This window comes from Halomonas sp. SH5A2 (assembly GCF_014263395.1).
GTDB lineage: Bacteria > Pseudomonadota > Gammaproteobacteria > Pseudomonadales > Halomonadaceae > Vreelandella.
Genome location: NZ_CP058321.1, coordinates 87,526 through 105,860, shown reverse-complemented (window position 1 = coordinate 105,860; position 18,335 = coordinate 87,526). Strand labels below are relative to the sequence as shown.

At 56.7% G+C, this 18,335-nt stretch carries 19 protein-coding genes; 4 read left to right on the top strand and 15 right to left on the bottom strand.

Annotation, left to right across the window (positions count from 1 at the left end; all coding sequences use genetic code 11):
• Positions 1-17 precede the first annotated feature (17 nt).
• The 14 genes from HXW73_RS00505 to HXW73_RS00440 form a co-directional block, all read right to left on the bottom strand.
• A complete protein-coding gene (locus HXW73_RS00505; RefSeq protein WP_186254422.1) occupies positions 18-1,079 on the bottom strand; it encodes a protein-glutamate methylesterase/protein-glutamine glutaminase in 1,062 nt (353 codons plus the stop codon).
• Between the two features lie 53 nt (positions 1,080-1,132).
• Positions 1,133-2,002 carry a CheR family methyltransferase gene (locus HXW73_RS00500; RefSeq protein ID WP_186254421.1) on the bottom strand — a complete coding sequence of 290 codons (870 nt, stop codon included), beginning with the start codon at positions 2,000-2,002 and terminating at the stop codon, positions 1,133-1,135.
• A gap of 233 nt (positions 2,003-2,235) precedes the next feature.
• On the bottom strand, positions 2,236-3,507 hold the full coding sequence (locus HXW73_RS00495) for a methyl-accepting chemotaxis protein (RefSeq protein ID WP_186255867.1): 1,272 nt from the start codon (positions 3,505-3,507) through the stop codon (positions 2,236-2,238).
• 127 nt (positions 3,508-3,634) lie between these two features.
• Positions 3,635-4,132 (bottom strand): chemotaxis protein CheW, encoded by a 498-nt coding sequence (gene cheW / locus HXW73_RS00490; RefSeq protein WP_186254420.1) that lies wholly within the window; start codon positions 4,130-4,132, stop codon positions 3,635-3,637.
• Positions 4,129-6,255 carry a chemotaxis protein CheA gene (gene cheA, locus HXW73_RS00485; RefSeq protein WP_186254419.1) on the bottom strand — a complete coding sequence of 709 codons (2,127 nt, stop codon included), beginning with the start codon at positions 6,253-6,255 and terminating at the stop codon, positions 4,129-4,131. The genes cheW and cheA overlap by 4 nt, the downstream gene beginning before the upstream one ends.
• A 46-nt stretch (positions 6,256-6,301) precedes the next feature.
• Positions 6,302-7,282, bottom strand: a complete 981-nt coding sequence (gene motB, locus HXW73_RS00480) for a flagellar motor protein MotB (protein WP_186254418.1) — start codon at positions 7,280-7,282, stop codon at positions 6,302-6,304.
• Positions 7,279-8,148 carry a flagellar motor stator protein MotA gene (gene motA, locus HXW73_RS00475; protein WP_186254417.1) on the bottom strand — a complete coding sequence of 290 codons (870 nt, stop codon included), beginning with the start codon at positions 8,146-8,148 and terminating at the stop codon, positions 7,279-7,281. Before motA ends, motB begins: the two co-directional genes overlap by 4 nt.
• Positions 8,149-8,214: 66 nt before the next feature.
• Positions 8,215-8,757 carry a flagellar transcriptional regulator FlhC gene (gene flhC, locus HXW73_RS00470; protein WP_186254416.1) on the bottom strand — a complete coding sequence of 181 codons (543 nt, stop codon included), beginning with the start codon at positions 8,755-8,757 and terminating at the stop codon, positions 8,215-8,217.
• The gene (gene flhD, locus HXW73_RS00465) at positions 8,754-9,086 is read right to left on the bottom strand and encodes a flagellar transcriptional regulator FlhD (protein WP_186254415.1); all 333 of its coding nucleotides are present in this window, start codon (positions 9,084-9,086) and stop codon (positions 8,754-8,756) included. Before flhD ends, flhC begins: the two co-directional genes overlap by 4 nt.
• Positions 9,087-9,196: 110 nt before the next feature.
• Positions 9,197-9,487 (bottom strand): EscU/YscU/HrcU family type III secretion system export apparatus switch protein, encoded by a 291-nt coding sequence (locus tag HXW73_RS00460; RefSeq protein WP_186254414.1) that lies wholly within the window; start codon positions 9,485-9,487, stop codon positions 9,197-9,199.
• Positions 9,474-10,787 carry a flagellar hook-length control protein FliK gene (fliK, locus tag HXW73_RS00455; protein WP_186254413.1) on the bottom strand — a complete coding sequence of 438 codons (1,314 nt, stop codon included), beginning with the start codon at positions 10,785-10,787 and terminating at the stop codon, positions 9,474-9,476. The genes HXW73_RS00460 and fliK overlap by 14 nt, the downstream gene beginning before the upstream one ends.
• Positions 10,784-11,191: a flagellar protein FliT gene (fliT, locus tag HXW73_RS00450; protein ID WP_186254412.1), complete on the bottom strand. Its 408-nt coding sequence runs from the start codon at positions 11,189-11,191 to the stop codon at positions 10,784-10,786. Before fliT ends, fliK begins: the two co-directional genes overlap by 4 nt.
• 7 nt (positions 11,192-11,198) lie before the next feature.
• On the bottom strand, positions 11,199-11,615 hold the full coding sequence (fliS, locus tag HXW73_RS00445; RefSeq protein ID WP_186254411.1) for a flagellar export chaperone FliS: 417 nt from the start codon (positions 11,613-11,615) through the stop codon (positions 11,199-11,201).
• Positions 11,616-11,788: 173 nt separating this feature from the next.
• The gene (locus HXW73_RS00440; RefSeq protein WP_186254410.1) at positions 11,789-13,480 is read right to left on the bottom strand and encodes an HD domain-containing phosphohydrolase; all 1,692 of its coding nucleotides are present in this window, start codon (positions 13,478-13,480) and stop codon (positions 11,789-11,791) included.
• 326 nt (positions 13,481-13,806) lie between these two features.
• Here HXW73_RS00440 and HXW73_RS00435 point away from each other — a divergent pair, with 326 nt between their 5' ends.
• Complete coding sequence (locus HXW73_RS00435; RefSeq protein ID WP_186254409.1) at positions 13,807-14,169, top strand: flagellar protein FlaG; 363 nt, start codon at positions 13,807-13,809, stop codon at positions 14,167-14,169.
• 57 nt (positions 14,170-14,226) lie between these two features.
• Here HXW73_RS00435 and fliE read toward each other — a convergent pair whose 3' ends face one another.
• Entirely contained in the window at positions 14,227-14,556 is a 330-nt protein-coding gene (gene fliE, locus HXW73_RS00430) for a flagellar hook-basal body complex protein FliE (RefSeq protein WP_186254408.1), read from the bottom strand.
• 255 nt (positions 14,557-14,811) lie between these two features.
• Between fliE and fliF the strand changes: the two genes are divergently transcribed.
• Genes fliF through HXW73_RS00415 form a run of 3 tightly spaced genes read left to right on the top strand, consistent with a single transcriptional unit; the run spans position 14,812 to position 18,329 of the window.
• Positions 14,812-16,575 (top strand): flagellar basal-body MS-ring/collar protein FliF, encoded by a 1,764-nt coding sequence (fliF, locus tag HXW73_RS00425; RefSeq protein WP_186254407.1) that lies wholly within the window; start codon positions 14,812-14,814, stop codon positions 16,573-16,575.
• Positions 16,562-17,575 (top strand): flagellar motor switch protein FliG, encoded by a 1,014-nt coding sequence (gene fliG, locus HXW73_RS00420; protein WP_240538678.1) that lies wholly within the window; start codon positions 16,562-16,564, stop codon positions 17,573-17,575. The genes fliF and fliG overlap by 14 nt, the downstream gene beginning before the upstream one ends.
• Complete coding sequence (locus HXW73_RS00415; RefSeq protein WP_186255866.1) at positions 17,568-18,329, top strand: flagellar assembly protein FliH; 762 nt, start codon at positions 17,568-17,570, stop codon at positions 18,327-18,329. The genes fliG and HXW73_RS00415 overlap by 8 nt, the downstream gene beginning before the upstream one ends.
• Positions 18,330-18,335: the final 6 nt, after the last annotated feature.

The window sequence follows — 18,335 nt, the reverse complement described above, 5'->3', positions numbered from 1 at the left end:
CTGACCCATTGTTGTCGTTATACCCGCTGTGCCCGTCCCGAAGAGGCAATCAGCGACATTAATTTCGCCGGAATCTCATCCAGCGACGTAACATCAGCGGCAGCACCCATGGCAATCGCCTCGCGCGGCATACCAAACACCACACAGCTGTCTTCGTCCTGGGCAATGGTGGCTGATCCAGCCTGGCGCATTTCCAGCAGTCCGGCGGCACCGTCTTTGCCCATGCCAGTGAGAATCACGCCAATGGCGTTTTTGCCGGCCTGGTCGGCGGCGGAATGAAACAGCACGTCCACCGAGGGACGGTGGCGATTGACCGGTGGTCCATCGTCAAGCCGCGCGACGTAGTTGGCCCCGCTGCGCGCCAGCTTGAGGTGCTGATCCCCGGGTGCAATGTAGGCATGACCGGGCAACACACGCTCGCCGTCGGTGGCTTCCTTGACGGTAATGCGGCATAGCCGGTCCAGTCGCTCAGCAAATGACCGAGTAAATCCACCGGGCATGTGCTGGGTAATTAAAATCGCTGGCGCGTTGGCGGGTAGCGGCTCGAGCACTGCCCTGATCGCTTCGGTACCGCCAGTAGAAGCGCCGATGATAATCAGCTTCTCGCTCGATACCATGGGCGCTTTGAGTTGAGCGGGGGGCGGGGTATTTTTGTGCCGGGCCTGGCGGGGCCGTGAACGCGCCGCCGCACGCAGTTTTTCGGCAATCTCATTGGCGTAATCCATCATCCCGCTGCGAATACCCAGGCTGGGCTTGGCAACGAAGTCCAGCGCCCCAAGTTCCAGTGCACGCAGGGTGATTTCCGAACCGCTTTGGGTCAGCGACGACACCATCAATACCGGCATCGGGCGCAGGCGCATCAGGCGCTCAAGAAAGTCCAGCCCGTCCATGCGCGGCATTTCAACATCAAGCGTCAGGACATCCGGATTATGCTGTTTGATGAGGTCGCGGGCGGCAATCGGGTCGGGGGCGACGGCCACTACTTCCATATCCGGCTGGGTATTGATAATTTCTGTCAACAGATCGCGAATCAGCGCCGAGTCGTCAACACATAACACTTTTATTTTGGCTGCACTCAAAGTACGCCTCCTTATCCGTCAAGCCGTTTGCCGCGCTAAGGCACGTTGGCGTTTTATTTGTTTGCCAGGGTATAAACTGTTTGCCCACGTAGCTTGAAGGCATCGCTGATGTAGGAAAAATTCTCCGAGTGACCGGCAAACAGAAGGCCGTCGGGCTTGAGCAGGGGCGCGAAACGTTTAAGAATTTTTGCCTGTGTATCTTTATCAAAATAAATCATGATGTTCCGGCAAAAGATCACGTCAAAAGGACCTTTAACGGGCCACTGGGGCGCCAGCAGGTTCATGGGCATAAACTCGACCAGCGATGATACGTCAGGTCGCACGCGGGCCAGTCCGAGGTGGTTGCCGGTGCCCTTCTGGAAGAAACGCTTTACCCGCGCTTCTTCCAGCTTGCGCACCTGTTCCTGGGGATAGACGCCCTTACGCGCTTTATTCAGGGCGTCAGTGTCAATATCCGTCGCGATGACGCTGGACTGGGAGGCTCGTCCACCCAGCGTTTCGAGCAGCGTCATGGCAATCGAGTAAGGCTCTTCCCCGGTGGACGCAGCCGAGCACCACACCGACACAGGCTCCTGCTTATCCTTGATATGCTCAGCCAGCAGCGGGAAGTGGTGGGCCTCACGGAAAAACGCAGTGAGATTGGTCGTTAGTGCATTGGTAAATGCTTCCCACTCTTTAGCATCCGGCTGACGCTCAAGGCGCGCAAGGTAGTCGCCAAACCGAGTCATCCCATGGTGACGTAGCCGCTTGGCTAAACGGCTATAGACCATTTCGCGCTTATGTTCGGCCAGCACAATGCCGGCACGCTGGTAAATAAGCTCACGTACACGGGTAAAGTCGGCATCCGTCAGTTCCAGGTCGCGCTCGATCTGGCTACCGGATGCCCATTGGCCGATGTCGACTCGTTCACGTTGCTCGGTCAAAATTTGCGCCACTCCTCTACAAAGCCTTAACCCGCCTGCTTGTCAGCCAACGGGTGGTTGCACGACACGGTGAGTCTGAAAAACAACCGACTGCTGACACCAGAGGCACGCCGCCTGGTAGAGCGACATGCCTCTGGTCAAAGTGCTATTCACACCCAGCTTGTATATTATCGGCTCGAAACCCGCTGACTTGAGCGTGTTTGTACTCCGTCTTTAACGTTTGTCTTTAACGTTTAAAACGCTTCCCATTCATCCGCCGTTGCAGCGGACGCTGGCGCGGCAGAACGGGCTGGCTTAGCGGGTAATGACGTGGCTGAACGGGGCTTGCTCACGGGGGCCGTCAGCGACTCGGCAACGCGAAAACGCTCAACGGCTTCGCGCAATCGCCCGGCTTCGTCTTCCAACTCGTTAGCGCTGAATGAAGCTTGTTGCACTAACTCGGCATTTTGCTGAACCACTTGATCCATTTGCGCCACGGCTTGGTTAACCTGACCGATACCATTGCTCTGCTCTTCGGAAGCAGCCGCAATTTCGTCCATGATGTCGCTGACCCGTTGCACGGCAGCCACTAGATCCTGCATTGTCTTACCGGCCTGATTGACCCGCTCAGTACCGACATCGACTTTGCTCAACGAGGTGTCGATCAGGGTTCGAATATCCTTTGCCGCACTGGCGCTGCGGCTGGCGAGACTGCGAACTTCCTGGGCAACTACGGCAAACCCCCTGCCATGCTCGCCAGCCCGCGCCGCTTCCACCGACGCGTTTAACGCCAGGATATTGGTCTGGAAGGCGATATTATCGATGAGGGTAATGATATCGGCGACCTGGTGCGAACTGGCGCTGATATCCTGCATGGTATTGACGATCTCGCTAACTTCCTCGCCGCTGCGCTGCGCCGTCTGGGTGGCGTTTTGCGCCAACTGGCTTGCCTGGCGGGCGTTATCCGCGTTATGGCCTACCGTTGAGGCGAGCTGTTCCATACTCGAGGCCGTTTCCTCCAATGAGGACGCCTGCTGCTCGGTGCGTGATGACAAATCGTTATTGCCACTGGCAATCTGCTGCGAGCGGTCAAAAATTGACGCCCCACTGGTGCGTACCACGCCCACCGTTTGCGACAACGACGCTTGCATATGTGCCATCGCAACGTACAAACGACCAATTTCGTTATTACCAGGCGCGGTAATCTGCTGGTTTAAATCGCCTTTTGCCATGCGCTCGAAGTAACCCACCAGATTATCCAGCGGGCGTAGTACATTCGCCGCCACGCCCCATACCACGGCCACTACCGTGGTGAACGTCACCAGCACCACCGCTAGCAGACTCCAGCGTATTTGCTCAGCAAAGGCCGTAAACGCCTGCTGCTGGGAGGCTAGATCGCTGCTGTTTTGCACGATATTTGCCCCATGATGCAGGGCATACAGACCAATACCACACGCCACCAGCACCATCGTCGATAGCGTCACCAGCACCAGCCCCCAACTCAGCCGGACGGTCATGTTATTCATTACTTGCCGAATCACCTGCGCCACTCACCGCACTCCTCATCGCCAGCCGCGCCACCCACTCCATTGTGTGTGGTTCAGGCGCTGACCACATTATCCCTGGGACCCTTCCCTGTGCCATCGACTTTCTTTAACTCTGGCTGGCACCGTCTACCAAGGCCATCTCTTCGCTGGTGAGCAGCTTGTCGATATCGACGATCACCAGCATGCGGTCTTCCAGGCTGCCGAGTCCGCTCAGGAAATCGGAAGACAGGGTGACGCCAAATTCAGGCGCGGGCTTGATTTGATCGGGCGTCAGCGTCATCACATCAGACACACCGTCAACCACGATACCCACAACCCGATCGGCCACATTGACAACGATCACCACGGTTTGGCCGCCGTACTCGACATTCTCCAGGTGGAACTTGATGCGCAGGTCGACGATCGGCACGATCACGCCGCGCAAATTGGTCACCCCTTTTATAAAGTCAGGCGCGTTGGCAATGCGCGTGACGTTCTCGTAGCCGCGAATTTCTTGAACTTTCAGGATATCGATGGCGTACTCTTCGTCGCCCAACGAGAACACCAAAAATTCGCTATTATCCGCTTCAGTCGCGAGGACAGCACCATTGTTTGCTTGGCTCATGACGGTTCAGACTCCTTGTAAAAAGACATTGTTTGCGTTTTGGCTGGCTTAGCAGCCTCTTTTTTTGCCCGACTCAGTCGATGCAGGCCGGAAATATCCAGAATCAGTGCCACACTGCCGTCGCCAAGGATTGTGGCCGCCGAGATGCCGGGCACTTTGCGATAGTTATCTTCCAGGTTTTTGACCACGACTTGCTGCTGGCCTACCAGTTCGTCGACCAACATGGCATAACGGCGCCCTTCGCCTTGCACAATCACCGCAATGCTCTTGGTCGGGTCGGTAATGGCATTTTCGACGTCCAGCACTTCGTGAATGGCGATCACCGGCAGGTATTCGTCGCGCACCTTGAGGACGACGTCGTCGCCCGCCATGGCATACATGTCATCTTTATTGGGCTGCAAAGACTCCAACACCGTGGAAAGCGGCAGAATAAAGGTTTCACCTCCCACTTTAATCGACATGCCGTCCAGGATGGCCAGCGTCAGCGGCAACACGATACTTGTGATGGTGCCTTCGCCTTTTTTGGATTGGATCTCGACACGCCCGCCCATGCCCTGGATGTTGCGTTTGACAACATCCATACCAACGCCGCGCCCCGATACATCGGTGACTTCATTGGCAGTTGAGAAACCCGGCGCAAAAATCAGCTGGTAGACATCTTCATCCGACATCGTATCCGATACGTTCAGGCCATTTTCTCTGGCTTTGGCGAGCAGGCGGTCGCGGTCAAGGCCAGCGCCGTCATCACGCACTTCAATCAGGATGTTACCGCCCTGGTGGCGAGCAGACAGGGTCAGTTTGCCGGTGCGCGGCTTGCCGATCGACTCGCGTACATCGGGCATTTCAATGCCATGATCAAGGCTGTTGCGCACCAGGTGGGTTAGCGGATCGGTAATTCGTTCTACCAGGCTTTTATCCAGTTCAGTGGATTTGCCTTCGGTGACAAGCTCGATTTCCTTGCCCAGCTTACCGGCGGTATCGCGTACGACCCGGGGGAAACGGCTAAACACAAATTCCATGGGAATCATGCGGATCGACATGACCGATTCCTGCAGGTCCCGGGCATTGCGCTGCAACAGGCTCATGCCGTTTTGCAGCGAGCTGTTGGCGCCCGACTGGTCATCCAGGTCGCTGACTGTTTGATCGAGCATCGACTGGGTGATGATTAGCTCGCCAACCAGATTGATAATCTGATCGACCTTGTCCACCGATACACGTATCGACGAGGACTCGGGGGCTGCTTTCTTCGCCTTGCCCTTGGCCTGCCCATCGCCAGTCTCGGCTTTGGCAGGCGCAGGCGGCGACGCTTTTTGTTCAGCTGAGGGCACTGATGCCGAGGCTTTTTGCTCGGCAGGTGGCTTAGTGGCTTCAGGCTGCGCTGCTGCTGGAGCGTCTGCCTTCACCTCGCCAGACGCTAGCGGCTGAATATCAATTTGATCGGGCTCGATGATAAAGCACATAACCGCTTCAATATCGTCGGCGCTCACGCTACCACTGAGTACGACTTCGTAGCGCTTGTCGTCGCCCGACTGGGACTCGATATCACCTAGTTGCTCCAGCTCTTCAACCAGCAAGAGACGGTCCTTGTCGTCCACATTGATCAGCACCACTTTCAACTTGCCAGCGCTATCCGCCTCAGGTGCTTCACCCGCGGACGGATTTTCAGCAGGCTCCTCGTCAGTGGCAGGTGCCGGGGGATTCGGCGCTGTTTCTGCCGGCGCATCGAGCGACTGGCCAATCTCTTCAAGAGCAATCTGCTGTAGCGTACGAGTGATTCGCTCGTATGTTTCCTGGTCCGGCTCTTCCTCGTTGCGGTAGGCATTCAATTGCTCGTGCATGATGTCTTTGGCCTCTAAAAATGTATCAACGAGGTCAGCCCGCAGCGCTAGCTCCCCTTTACGCGCGTAATCCAGAAGATTCTCTAGGATGTGTGTGGTGTTTTGCAGAACACTAAATCCGAAGGTGCCTGCGCCACCTTTAATCGAATGTGCGGCACGAAAAATAGCGCCGAGCTGCTCACTGTCAGGATCATCAACATCAAGCTCTAACAGGTGCTGCTCCATATCCGCGAGCAGCTCTTCTGCCTCTTCAAAAAAGGTGTCAAAAAAATCGGCTATATCCATGCACCATCCCCTACCTTCACGTCAAAGTGTTAGCACAAGCGCAGCGTTATTCGGCGCTCGTTGCCTCTTGTTCTAAGTCTGGTTGTTCTGGGTCTATCGCTTGCTCCGGGTTTTCAGCCGGTGGCGCATCGTCAGCTACACCACCTGCGTCTTCCGCGGTTTCTGATAGCACCCTGGAAACATCGGTCTCCATTACCACCGGGTTGCGGATGGCCTCGGCAATTTCGGGCAATAACACAATCAACTCAATGCGCCGGTTAATCGGATCGTCGGGCTCAGTGTCGGGCAGTAGCACCCGGTCTGCATAACCGGAAACGCGCAACAGTTGACCCGGATCAAGTCCCCCCGTGACCAACTCGCGGCGGGAAGCGTTGGCTCGATCATTCGACAGTTCCCAGTTGCTGTACCCACGATAGCCACCGGCATAAGGCACGTTATCCGTGTGGCCCCCAATACTCAGGTCGTTGGGCAACTCATTGAGCAGCGGCGCAATGGTCCGCAAGAGATTACGCATGTAAGGGGCGACTTGGTCGCTGCCCAACTCGAACATGGGGCGCTGCTCAGTATCCAAGACCTGAATACGCAAGCCCTCGCGCGTCAGGTCAAAACGCAGCTGTGAACGCAACTGGCGTAGTTCAGGGTCGAGCTCGATGGCGCGTTCGATGCGTTCCTGTACGTCCATGAAAAAGCGCCGCTCTTGCTCGCTGGGACGCGTCGCCTGCCTTAAATCAATGCGGGCGCGCTCACCATCGCTATGCGTCGGATCTGGACCACCGCCAGGAATCGCACTCGTGCTTCCGGAGCGGTCACCGCCGGTAATCGCAGTCGTCAGCGGCGTACTGAAATATTCGGCGACGCCCTGGCGTTCTTCGTCGCTGGATACACTGAGTATCCATAGCACCAGGAACAACGCCATCAACGCGGTCATGAAGTCGGCAAGGGCTATTTTCCATGCGCCACCGTGGTGTGCATGCACAACTTTCTTGCGCCGAATAATGATCGGCCGCTTATCTCCCGCCGCACTCATGCACTACCAGCCTTTTTCGCGTCGCGTACGTAGTCTTCCAGCTCATTAAAGGTGGGACGCTCGGTGCTGTGCAGCGCCTTCCTGCCAAATTCAACTGCCAACTGAGGCGCGTAGCCGTGCAGGCTCGCCAAAAGCGTCACGCGAACGCACTGGAGCATTTTTTCCGCTTCTTTCGCCTGTCGATCAATCGTGCTGGATATCGGGCTGATAAACCCGTAGCCCAGCAGAATCCCCAGGAAGGTACCCACCAGCGCGTGGGCGATCATCTCCCCCATCTGTTCCGGACCAGCATCGGCATAGGTCAGCGCTTTCACAACGCCCATTACCGCCGCCACGATGCCAAAGGCGGGCATCGCGTCGCCGACTTTGGCAATCGCGTCAATAGGGATGTGGGCTTCCTGCTCGAACGCCTCAATTTCATGCAGCATCAGCTCATCAATTTCCATGGGCTCCATGCCGCCGCTGACCATCAGGCGTAGATAGTCGGTGAGGAAATTCATGATGTGCGGATCCGCCAACACTGTGGGGTGTTCCTGAAACAACGGACTTTCCTGAGGGTTGTCGATATCCCGCTCAATCCCCAACATGCCCTCACGACGAACCTTGGAAAGCAGCTTGTACTGCAACGCCATCAGCTCCATGTACATCGTTTTGTTGTACTTCTTGGTGCGCTTCAGCTTCGGCATGATTTTGAAGGTAGCCTTGATGGCCTTGCCGTTGTTAGAGGCAAGAAAGGCCCCGACACCAGCACCACCAATCATTAAAAGCTCAAGCGGCTGAAAAAGGGGGCCTAAGCTACCCCCTGCCAGCACGTAGCCACCAAATACCGAAAATAATACAACGATGTAACCTAAGAGGATCAGCACAGGCAGTGTCCTTCGCTATTTCAATGGTCTATAACGGAACCAACGGTGACCCGTTACGTCAAAAAGTCATGTAATGTCCGATGCCGATTTACACATCTGCCGCGTTTTGCCTGCCCGGGATGGCGGCTGGCAAATGCCGCACACATAGTCGTGCATCGGGTTATGGGCGTGAGCGACAAAGTGACCACCGCAACGTGTACACGGCGTCAGCTGGAGCAAGTCGCTCTCAAAGAAACGCACCAGCGTCCAGGCGCGCGTCAGCCCCAAAACCGGCTCTACGCCCTCAACATCAATCTGCTCGCCGTATAGCCGATAGGCCTTCACAAAGGCATCAATGCGCTCACAGCCAGCTTCTTCCACCAAGCTGGTATAAATGTTGTAAAACAAGGAGGAGTGGATGTTGGGCAGCCAAGTGATAAACCAGTCGGTCGAAAACGGCAGCATGCCTTTTGGCGGCGACATCCCTCTTACCTCTTTGTACAGCTTGATGAGACGGGTGCGGCTAAGCTCTGTCTCCGTCTCCAACACCTGTAGCCTTGCCCCAAGCTCAATCAGCTCAATAGCGAGCTGCACCTGGTGCATTTCGTCTACCAAGCTTTTTTGACTCACGTGCTGTCCTCCGGCGGCATCGATTCGTACTCTTCGCCAGCCAGCAACAGCGACGCATGCAGACTAGCGAGGCCTTGATCACGCGGATTGGCTGTCACCTGTTTCAAGCGCTCGACGCTTGCCTGACCGAACCGGCAAATCAACTGATTGGTTCGCGATAGCTTGGTCAGCTGCCGGGCGTTGAGCGATACGATAAGATCCGCCACCTCGCCGTCGATTTTCAGACGGAACATGGCGGCCTCACGGTCTTCACTCAACAAGCGCTGTGCAAGCAGCAAGTACGCTAGATTGATTTCCTGTATTTCATCGAGAAAGCTGGTTTGACTCATAGTGGCCTATCGAACGAAACTGACGCCTCTATTGCTGTGGTACTGGCGCCATGAGTGGTTTTTTTTCATACTGATCCAAACATCATGGTTGCATACCACGTTTGTATTGGCTACTCAGCCCTCTCACGCTTATGTAGCCCAGCCTCCGACAACTCAAATACCCATACCAACAGCTCGGCAATGACCTGATACAGGTTGGCAGGAATCTCCGCGTCCAAATCCAACTGCATCAATAACGCGACAAGCTCGGGCGCGTCATGTACATAAATACCCTGCCGCTGTGCCTCGGCCATGATGCGCTCAGCCAGCTCGCCATAACCCTTGGCTACAACCCGTGGCGCCCGCTCATGGTCTTGATAGGCCAGTGCCACGGCCTGACGTCTTGATTCATCCGAGGACATCCGGTGCCTCCTCGACATAGCGTGCGCGAACCTGGACCTTACGCAGATCCAGCGCCTCCAGGCGCGATTCAAGCGCAGGCACACCGGCATCCAGACGTTGATGGACTAACGAATCACTGGCGGTTAAATCAATGTTCAAAACACCTCGATAAAGCCGTAGTGACACGCTAAAGGCACCAAAACCCGGCACGTCAAGCTGCATGTCGGACTGCCAGCTGTCCTCAGGCGCCTCCTGCCCTTCCCCGTCTTCCTGCTGCTGCCCGCGTGTCGGCAGGTTAATCGCCAGCGCCATAAAAATGCCCGCCCATACGTCCCCTTCCCAGCGGATCGTAGGCGTCACCAGCATTTCAAGCTGCTGACGCACCAAACTTTGCAGACTTTCATGCACTACTTCGCGCGGTTGGCGGTTGGGCATGATATCCAAGGTGTCGCGAGCCAGACGCGCATCAATGTTCGCTTGCTGCGACTCTTTCGCATGGGTGGCGAGTTCAGCCGTGTTAAATGCTCCCGGACTCCCAACCGGCGGCTGAGTGCTGGATGGTATATTGCCCATCGGTGCACGCGCCGCCGCGGAGTCACTGGCAGCCGGTATTAACGATGTATTGGGCAATATGGCGGCATTACCCGGCGTCGGTGGCGCTATCAGCATTGGTGAGGCGCCACCAGGCACCATGCCGGATGACGGCATTCCACTCCCCCCACCTTGAGGCACCAGACCAGCCCCCAGCGCTGTCGATACCAAGGGCGTGGGTACCGAAGCGCGCGGGCCAGGCTGCATTTGCGGCTCTCTCAATAGCTGCTGTCGGCTGGCTTCACCTTGAAACCAGCGCTTGAGATGCGCCTCATAAAACAGGCCACTGTCGCGCACGCTGGCTTCAAGCCGCGTCGCCAACTGCGTTGATGACGGCGGCTCAGTCGCATTCATCAATGGCGCTTCGGCACGCATGACGGTGGGTGGCGCAGGAAAGCGCAGCAATACATCCGCAATACTGCGTGCCGCTGGGCTAAAGTGCGTCTGGGTTGAGCCAGGCGGCAATGCCTGAGCATCACCTCGCTGAGGCTGTCGTCCGCCGTCTAACTGGGGCGGCAGCCCCCTCATATCTCTCAGCGCCGTATCGCGCAGCGCCGTTGAGGCTGCATCACGGCCATCCAGGCGCGCATCCCCCATCAGGGCACGCGGACCCTCGCCCGGCACGACCGGCTTGATCGGCTGATCCATTAACCGCTGGCTCGACGCATCGCCCCGCCGCCCCAACACCTGATGAAGCAGGGTATCGATCAGCGGATTAATGGTACTCACGACGACCTCGGCGCCTGATCATTGTTATCGCCAAACGCATTGTCACTTGCCTGCTGCGGCGCATAGGCACGGTGCAAGCTGCGCTGACGTTGAGACACATTGATCAACCGCCCCAATTCATCACGACGGGCAATAAGCTGTCGACGGATCTCCACGTCCTGCTCCAGAATCGCTTCCAGAAGCTCTGCTTTACGCTGCTGTGCAGAAGATTCGAGCGTTACCGACGTGTCTAACTCGCGCAGCTTTTCCACCAGCAGGACATAGTGGGTCCGCTGATCGATCAACTCTGCCCACTGATCATTATCGGCGAGTTCATGCATATGCATAACGCTATCGAGTAGCGCCGCATAGGTATCAATGAGCGTCTGTTGCGCGTCATCTCGAGTCGTGGTGGAAGCCGCCATTAGTGCCTCATGCAGATTGCCGTTGGCCAATTTCGCGCCATGCAGAAGCAATGTCCTCAAGCAGCCGCTCGGCTTCGTCCAGGCTCGCTTCGTCGTTGCGCAAATTAGCGGTCAACAACAGACGTGCAATATAGCTGTACAAGGAGCCTAGTTGCTCTGCAATATCGCCGCCTTGCTCGAGGTCGAGTGCCGCCGCCAGACCATTGTTGACGATATCGAGCGCTTTCGAAATGGAACGTCCTTTCTCAGCTGAGTTACCCGCTTGCATATGGATACGGGCTGCGCGAATAGCGGCTTGCGCGCCATCGAATAGCATAACGATCAGCTGATGGGGATCAGCCGACATCACGCCGCTTTCAACGCCAACCCTTGCATACGCATTGGCCCCTCGACCATAGGCGGCTGCACCGCGCGAGTATGTCATACGTGATACTCCTCATCGCGTGGCGACCGGATGCGGTCAGCCACTAAGCAAATTACTGGCAAGCATATCGCTGGGAACGCCTACCTTTAATGATTATCGGCGAGCGACATAGCGACTTTAATGCTTCAAGGTGTTTTTCTTCGCCTGATATCTACCCGCTGCAAAAGTCACCGCTATGTCGATACAGCCACCTCACTCACCGGGCGCCCCAGCTTCTCGACAACATTACCGCGTATCGTCTCACCCAGATTATCGCGCATCGGTGCACTCGCTGACGCCGCCAGTTGAACCTCCTCGAGGTTACCCTGCTCATCAATACGCAACACCCACGCCAACTGTTCACTGGAAAAGCGCACCAAGGCGCCAACCGGCAAGGCTTTAAAATGCGCGACGCAGCGCTTGATCCAACGAGGGTCAAACTGATGGGAATGGGTCAGCAGATGGCGGTAAATTTGCTGTGCGGTTTTCGCGGGGCGATCGCTCCGGTCGCGCCGCAGGGCTTCCGCGACATCCACAATGGCGCCGGCCTTGGCAAGCTCGTTCAACGACTCTCCCGCCACCCCATCCGGATAGCCGCTACCGTCCATCCGCTCGTTAATACCCCCGATCACGGCAGACGCAACGCCCGAAGATAGCCACTGGCAACTATCCAGTCGTTCCAGCACAAGCGGAACGTGTTCACTCAAGGCCTGGCGGTGCGTCGCCTCAAAGTGAGCAGCTTTAAACAGCACCTGCGGCACCAGTGCCTTGCCCAAGTCGTGGACCAGACCGCTGGCAACCACTGCTTTGCGAACATCGCGAGGCATACCGGCGCCGACCAAATCCAGCAAGTGAACCGCCACGGAGATACCATGGCGGACCAGTAGCGGCTCGGGCGACAGGCACCGACAAGCGAAAAGCAGCGATTCGCGATCCTCTTCATGCAGATCCATTAACCGGTCGGCATGCAAGGAAAGTTGGCGTGAATCGATATCACTGCCTTGCTGCAGCGCCAGCATTTGCCCATCAAGAAACGCGGCAACCTTGACCAGCCGGCGAGCCATTGGCGTGGCATAGCGCTTTACATCGCGCCGCCCGACATGCTCACCGGCGCCCACTCGACCAGCGGGCGAGGTAAATAGTGGCGATGGCTGGCGCTCCTCCTGATTTTCTTTGGAATATCGAGCCGACTCCCGCTCGATCTCACATACGAAGTACCAGACCTGACGCTCCTGATCAGCACTGCATGAACCGAAATAAAATCCGACGCGCAGTAAATTCCGCTCCGGGTCCGGGCGCTGATGGCGAGCCAAGGCCTGAATCTCAAAGTGCGTCCCGTCGGGAAACTCGAAGGCAATATCCAGAGGCCCTTCAGCGGTTGCCAGCATACCGCTTGCCGTCATGGGCAATTCCAACTGACAACCCCTCTGGGACAAGTCGCGCAACTCGCCATGGATCGCCTCCTGGCCTGGCACGCTAACCCTAGCGGCTACCGGCATACCAATGCGAAGCTCGGCACGAAAAGCATCGCGCCGCTGAAGCACGTCCAGATACGCCGGATAATCACTGCAGCATAAAAAACGCCCGCCGGCGCGGCGGGTTTCGGTTAACGATAGCAACGGCGTGCGCAACACCTTGCCTTGCGTTTCGCCCACCAGGTAAAAAGCTTTTCCCTCCTGAAGACGGCCGAGCAGATAGTCTACCGACGAAAGATCCAATACCAGCGTTTCGCCCGGGTGCTGCTCCATAAGCACGACCGGCTCCGGCCGCCCGCTATCACCTTCCAAACAAAGCGACGCACCGCCGCTTTCCACCAATGTATCCAATAGCGACGCCACCGCTACCGGGTTTGCGACTCGCTCATATTCTTCCTCAGGGGCCACCATGCTCTCCTCACCTCTCCCATTGCCTCAGCGGATTATGCGCAAAGTGCTACACAATACCAGAAGCTGACAATAACCAGGATGCGCCACTCACCCTAAATGCAAGATTTCAACTAGTGACTATACTGAGCTGGGTGTCAAAATTAACTTAATTACAAGCACGGCTTCGCCGCCGCTAAAGTTATCTTTAGCCGAGCCGATAACTTTAGCGTAAGTATCAGAAGCTAAAAGCTTAAAAAAAGCCGCTCCAATAGAGCCTCGTGCCAACAGAGGTCATCAGCTAATGCTGGCAAACCAGGGGTGGATACGAAAACAGGGGAACACGAACGATGAACTCATCCAGCATTGACGCTATCAACCGCATTCAGACAGCTCAGTTGAATACGCTTTCGCCGCGCCAGCGTCTTGACGACGTACTGGAGAACCTTCCAGCACCCGGAAGCCAACTCAGTGAGAATCAACAAATTGAACCCACTGCCGGGGAGCTCGTCGAGCCCGTCCAGCGCATCAATGAGGTGATGCGAGAGCGGGGGATAGAGTTTGAGATCAGCGAGAATTCGTCGCGAGTCATTACTCGTGTCGTTGACCGTGATTCGGGTGATATTATTCGCCAGATTCCCGCCGAGGAAGTCATCCGCATTGCCGAACAACTGCAAGACATGCGCGGCCGGTTTGTCTCATTGGAAGCTTGAATCACTCTCACAGAAACCGGCAACCAAAGTGCGTAGCACAAATAGCGCGTTACGGGGTTACACCTGCATATTCATGACATCGCGGTAGGCAGACACCAGGCGATTACGCACCTGTAACCCCATTTGAGAAGCAACACTCGCCTTTTGCATATCAACCATGACATCAGCTAATTCCAGATTAGGGTCTCCCGCCTGAAATGCCTTCGCTTTATTGTTGGCATCCAGCTTTAGCTGATTGATGCGTTGAATGGACGCCTGCAGTTCGCCGCCAAAACTGCCATGCCCTCCTGACTGGACAAGTGCGCCACCTTGCATTGGCTGGTTTGCCGCCTGGCTGGCCAACCCCTGCATTTGCTGCAGCGTTGCCTGTATGGCAGGAGTACTCATGTTGTCGCCTCAATCAGTAAAATGGCTGAATGCGCAAAGCCTACCACCAGTATGACAAAGCTCATACGGACAATTACGTACAAAAAGCCAGGCTTTTCGTTCCTTTATGGTTGCCCAGCCACCGGATAATGGCGTCCATCATAATTACGCCTCATCTTTTCGGCGGATAACCGCGATTGACGGAATTTAGCCTATGCCTTCTATGGTGATGTGCCTAGGCAGTTACCTGTTTTGCCTATCCCAAGGGAGGGATTCATGAGCGAAGCGGGTGCTGCGGCGGGCCGTCAGACGAACACTACCACGCCCTCAGCTCGTGACAGCGCAGGTAGTGATAATACGAAAACTTCATTTGCTGACCGCGTGCTGTCTCAGTTGCGCGGTAATCCGCTTGTCGCTCTACTGGTGGCCGGCGCCGCGACTATTGCCGTGATTGCCGTCCTCATGATGTGGGCAAGCAGTCCAGATTATCGCGTGCTGTATAACAATCTTGATGAGGCAGACGGCGGCCGCATCATCACCGAACTTGACGGCCGTGGCGTGCCTTACCGCTTCAGCGACAACGGTCAAGCGTTGATGGTTCCAGGCGATCAGGTGCACTCTCTGCGTCTTTATCTTGCTGAGCAGGGCCTACCTCAAGGGGGCAATGTTGGCCTGGAACTCATGGACAACCAGGCGTTCGGGATCAGTCAGTTTGCCGAGCAGGTCAATTATCAACGGGGACTGGAAGGTGAGTTAAGCCGCTCCATTGAGTCACTAGGGCCTGTAGAAGGTGTTCGCGTTCACCTATCGATGGCCAAGCCATCGGTGTTTATTCGCGACCGAGAGCCTGCGAAAGCGTCGGTAGTACTGACCCTATTGCCAGGGCGCGTACTTGGCGACGGTCAGGTCAGCGCCATTGTTCACATGGTATCGAGCAGTGTGCCTGAACTGGCGCCTGAAGATGTCTCCGTAGTCAACCAAAATGGCCGCTTACTGTCGGCAGACACCGGCGGCAGCAACGATCTTGACGGCAGCCAGCTGGAGTACCTGGCTGAAGTCGAGCGTTCTTATCAGCGGCGCATCGAACACATCCTGACGCCGATTTTGGGTGAAGAAAACGTACGCGCGCAGGTCGCCGCACAGGTGGACTTCTCCCAGCGGGAAGAAACCTCTGAGCGCTACGGCCCCAACCAGCCGCCTAACGAAGCCGCCGTTCGCAGTCGCCAGTTAAGCCTCTCGTTTGACGGTGAAAACCTTCTTGGCAACGGCATCCCGGGCGCACTCACCAACACGCCCCCCGGAATAGCGCCCTCGCCCATCAATCAGCCTGACGAAGACGGCGAAGGTGAGGAGGGCGAAGACGATGAAGAGGCCCCCGAGGATGCCCTTCGCAACTTGCAGCAGGACGATGTCGTCAATTACGAAGTTGACCGCAGCATTGAACACATTCAACACCGGCTTGGTCGCGTCGAGCGCCTGACAGCAGCGGTTGTCATCAACTACCGTGAAACCATCAACGAAGAAGGTGAGCCCGAGCAGGTCCCTCTCTCGAACGAGGAAGTGCAACAGATCGAGCGCCTGGTGCGCCAGTCGATGGGTTTCTCCGAAGCGCGCGGCGATGCCATCGATGTGGTCAACACCCCGTTTGTCGATATCGAAGAAGAGACGGGCGACACGCCGGAGTGGTGGCAACGTCGGGGCACTCTGGAGCTCGCTGGGCAACTCGGTCGTTACCTGCTGGTCGCGCTTGCCGCCCTGCTGCTGTACCTACTGATTCTAAGGCCGCTTATCAAGCGCTATACCGAGTCACCTGTCATGGCGACAGCAGCGCCTGGTGCAGGCGTTCAGGCCAGGGTTGGGGATGATGAAGATGAGTCGGCTGAAGACGAGGAAGACGCCGACGAGACGTATCAAAAGCCGAAACGCCGGCGCAAGACATCGCTGTACGAGCACAACCTCAATGATCTGCGTGAAATGGCGCAAGAGGACCCCCGCATGGTAGCGATGATCGTGCGCAGCTGGATGAATGCCAATGAGTGATGTAGTTGCCAAGATGGGCGGCGCTCGCAAGAGCGCCATCCTGTTACTCGCCCTGGACGAGGACAGCGCCGCGGAAGTGTTCAAATACATGAACGCGTCGGAAGTCCAGGAAATCAGCATGGAAATGACGCGCCTTCAGCAAGTCTCCCACGACGACATGAAGGCGGTACTCGAGGCTTTCCATAAAGAGACGGAAGAATTTGTCGCCCTTAACCTTAACTCCAGCGACCATATCCGCTCGGTACTTACCAAGGCACTGGGCAGTGATCGCGCCTCCAGCCTGATTGAAGACATCCTGGAAAGCAGCGCCGAAACATCCGGGATCGACTCGCTCAACCTGATGGAGGCCTCGATGGTCGCCGAGCTCATCCGCGATGAGCATCCGCAGATCATTGCCACCATTCTGGTCCATCTGGATCGTCACCAGGCGTCAGATGTGCTTGAGCTATTCGAGGAAAAGCAGCGTAACGACGTGGTGTTGCGTATTGCCACCTTCAGCGGCGTTCAGCCCGCTGCCCTGCAGGAGTTGACCGAAGTCCTCTCCAGCATGCTCGATGGCCAGAACCTCAAGCGCAGCAAGATGGGTGGCGTGAGAACGGCAGCTGAAATTCTCAACCTGATGAATTCGTCTCAGGAAGAAACGGCGATCGAAACCGTGCGTTCGCATAGCGAAGATCTGGCGCAAAAGATTATCGACGAGATGTTCCTGTTCGAGAACTTGCTCGATCTGGACAACCGCGCCATCCAGATGGTCCTGCAGGAAGTCGAGACCAATTCACTGGTAATCGCCCTCAAAGGTGCCCAGGACGCTCTAGTAGACAAGTTCCTGCGCAACATGTCCCAACGCGCTGCTGATCTGGTCCGTGAGGACATGGAAGCCCGCGGGCCCATTCGCGTGTCTCAGGTTGAAACCGAGCAGAAGACGGTTCTTCAGGTAGTGCGCCGCCTGGCGGATTCAGGAGAAATCGTCCTGGCAGGTGGAGACGATGAGTATGTCTGAGACCCAATCGCCGCAGTTTGATCGCCATCACCAATGGCGGCGCTGGCAGATGGACGAACTCCTCCGCCCCGCTGGCGATAACGAAGCGCCAGCTTCGGAGTCACCCCATCAGCGCAAGATAGACGCGGCCCAGAAAGCTGCCAAGGAGGCGCAGCGGCGCGAAGCGCAGGCTCGCCAGGAAGAATACGACAAGTTACGCGAGCAAGCCGAAGCGGACGGTTATCAGGCGGGCCTCGCCCGCGGACATGAAGAGGGCTTGGCAAAAGGCCTTGAGGAAGGTCGCCAGCAGGCCGAACAGGAACTTGCTCAGCAAACAAAAGACACTTTGGCACCGCTTGGCAACCTCGCCAAGCAGTTTTCGGAAGCACTCACGCAAATTGACGATGCCATTGCCCACGACCTTGTGGCGTTGGCCACAACGACAGGCAAACAGCTTGCTGCCGAGGCACTGAATGAAACGCCCGAGCGTATTTTGACACTGGTACGCGAGCTACTGCATACCGAGCCCCCGCTTGTCGGCCAACAGCGGCTGTGGCTAAACCCCGACGATCACGCGATTGTCGCAGAGCATCTCGGGTCTGAGCTTGAAGCTGCCAACTGGAAACTCCAGCCCGATGATCAACTGGCCCGCGGTGGGTGCCGTGTTACCAGTGCCCAAGGCGAGCTCGATGCCACCTTCGAGAGCCGCTGGCAAGCCGTGCAAGCCCAGGAGCGCAAGCGCCAATCCAGTTCATCCAAGTCGTCGACGTCATAGGGGCTG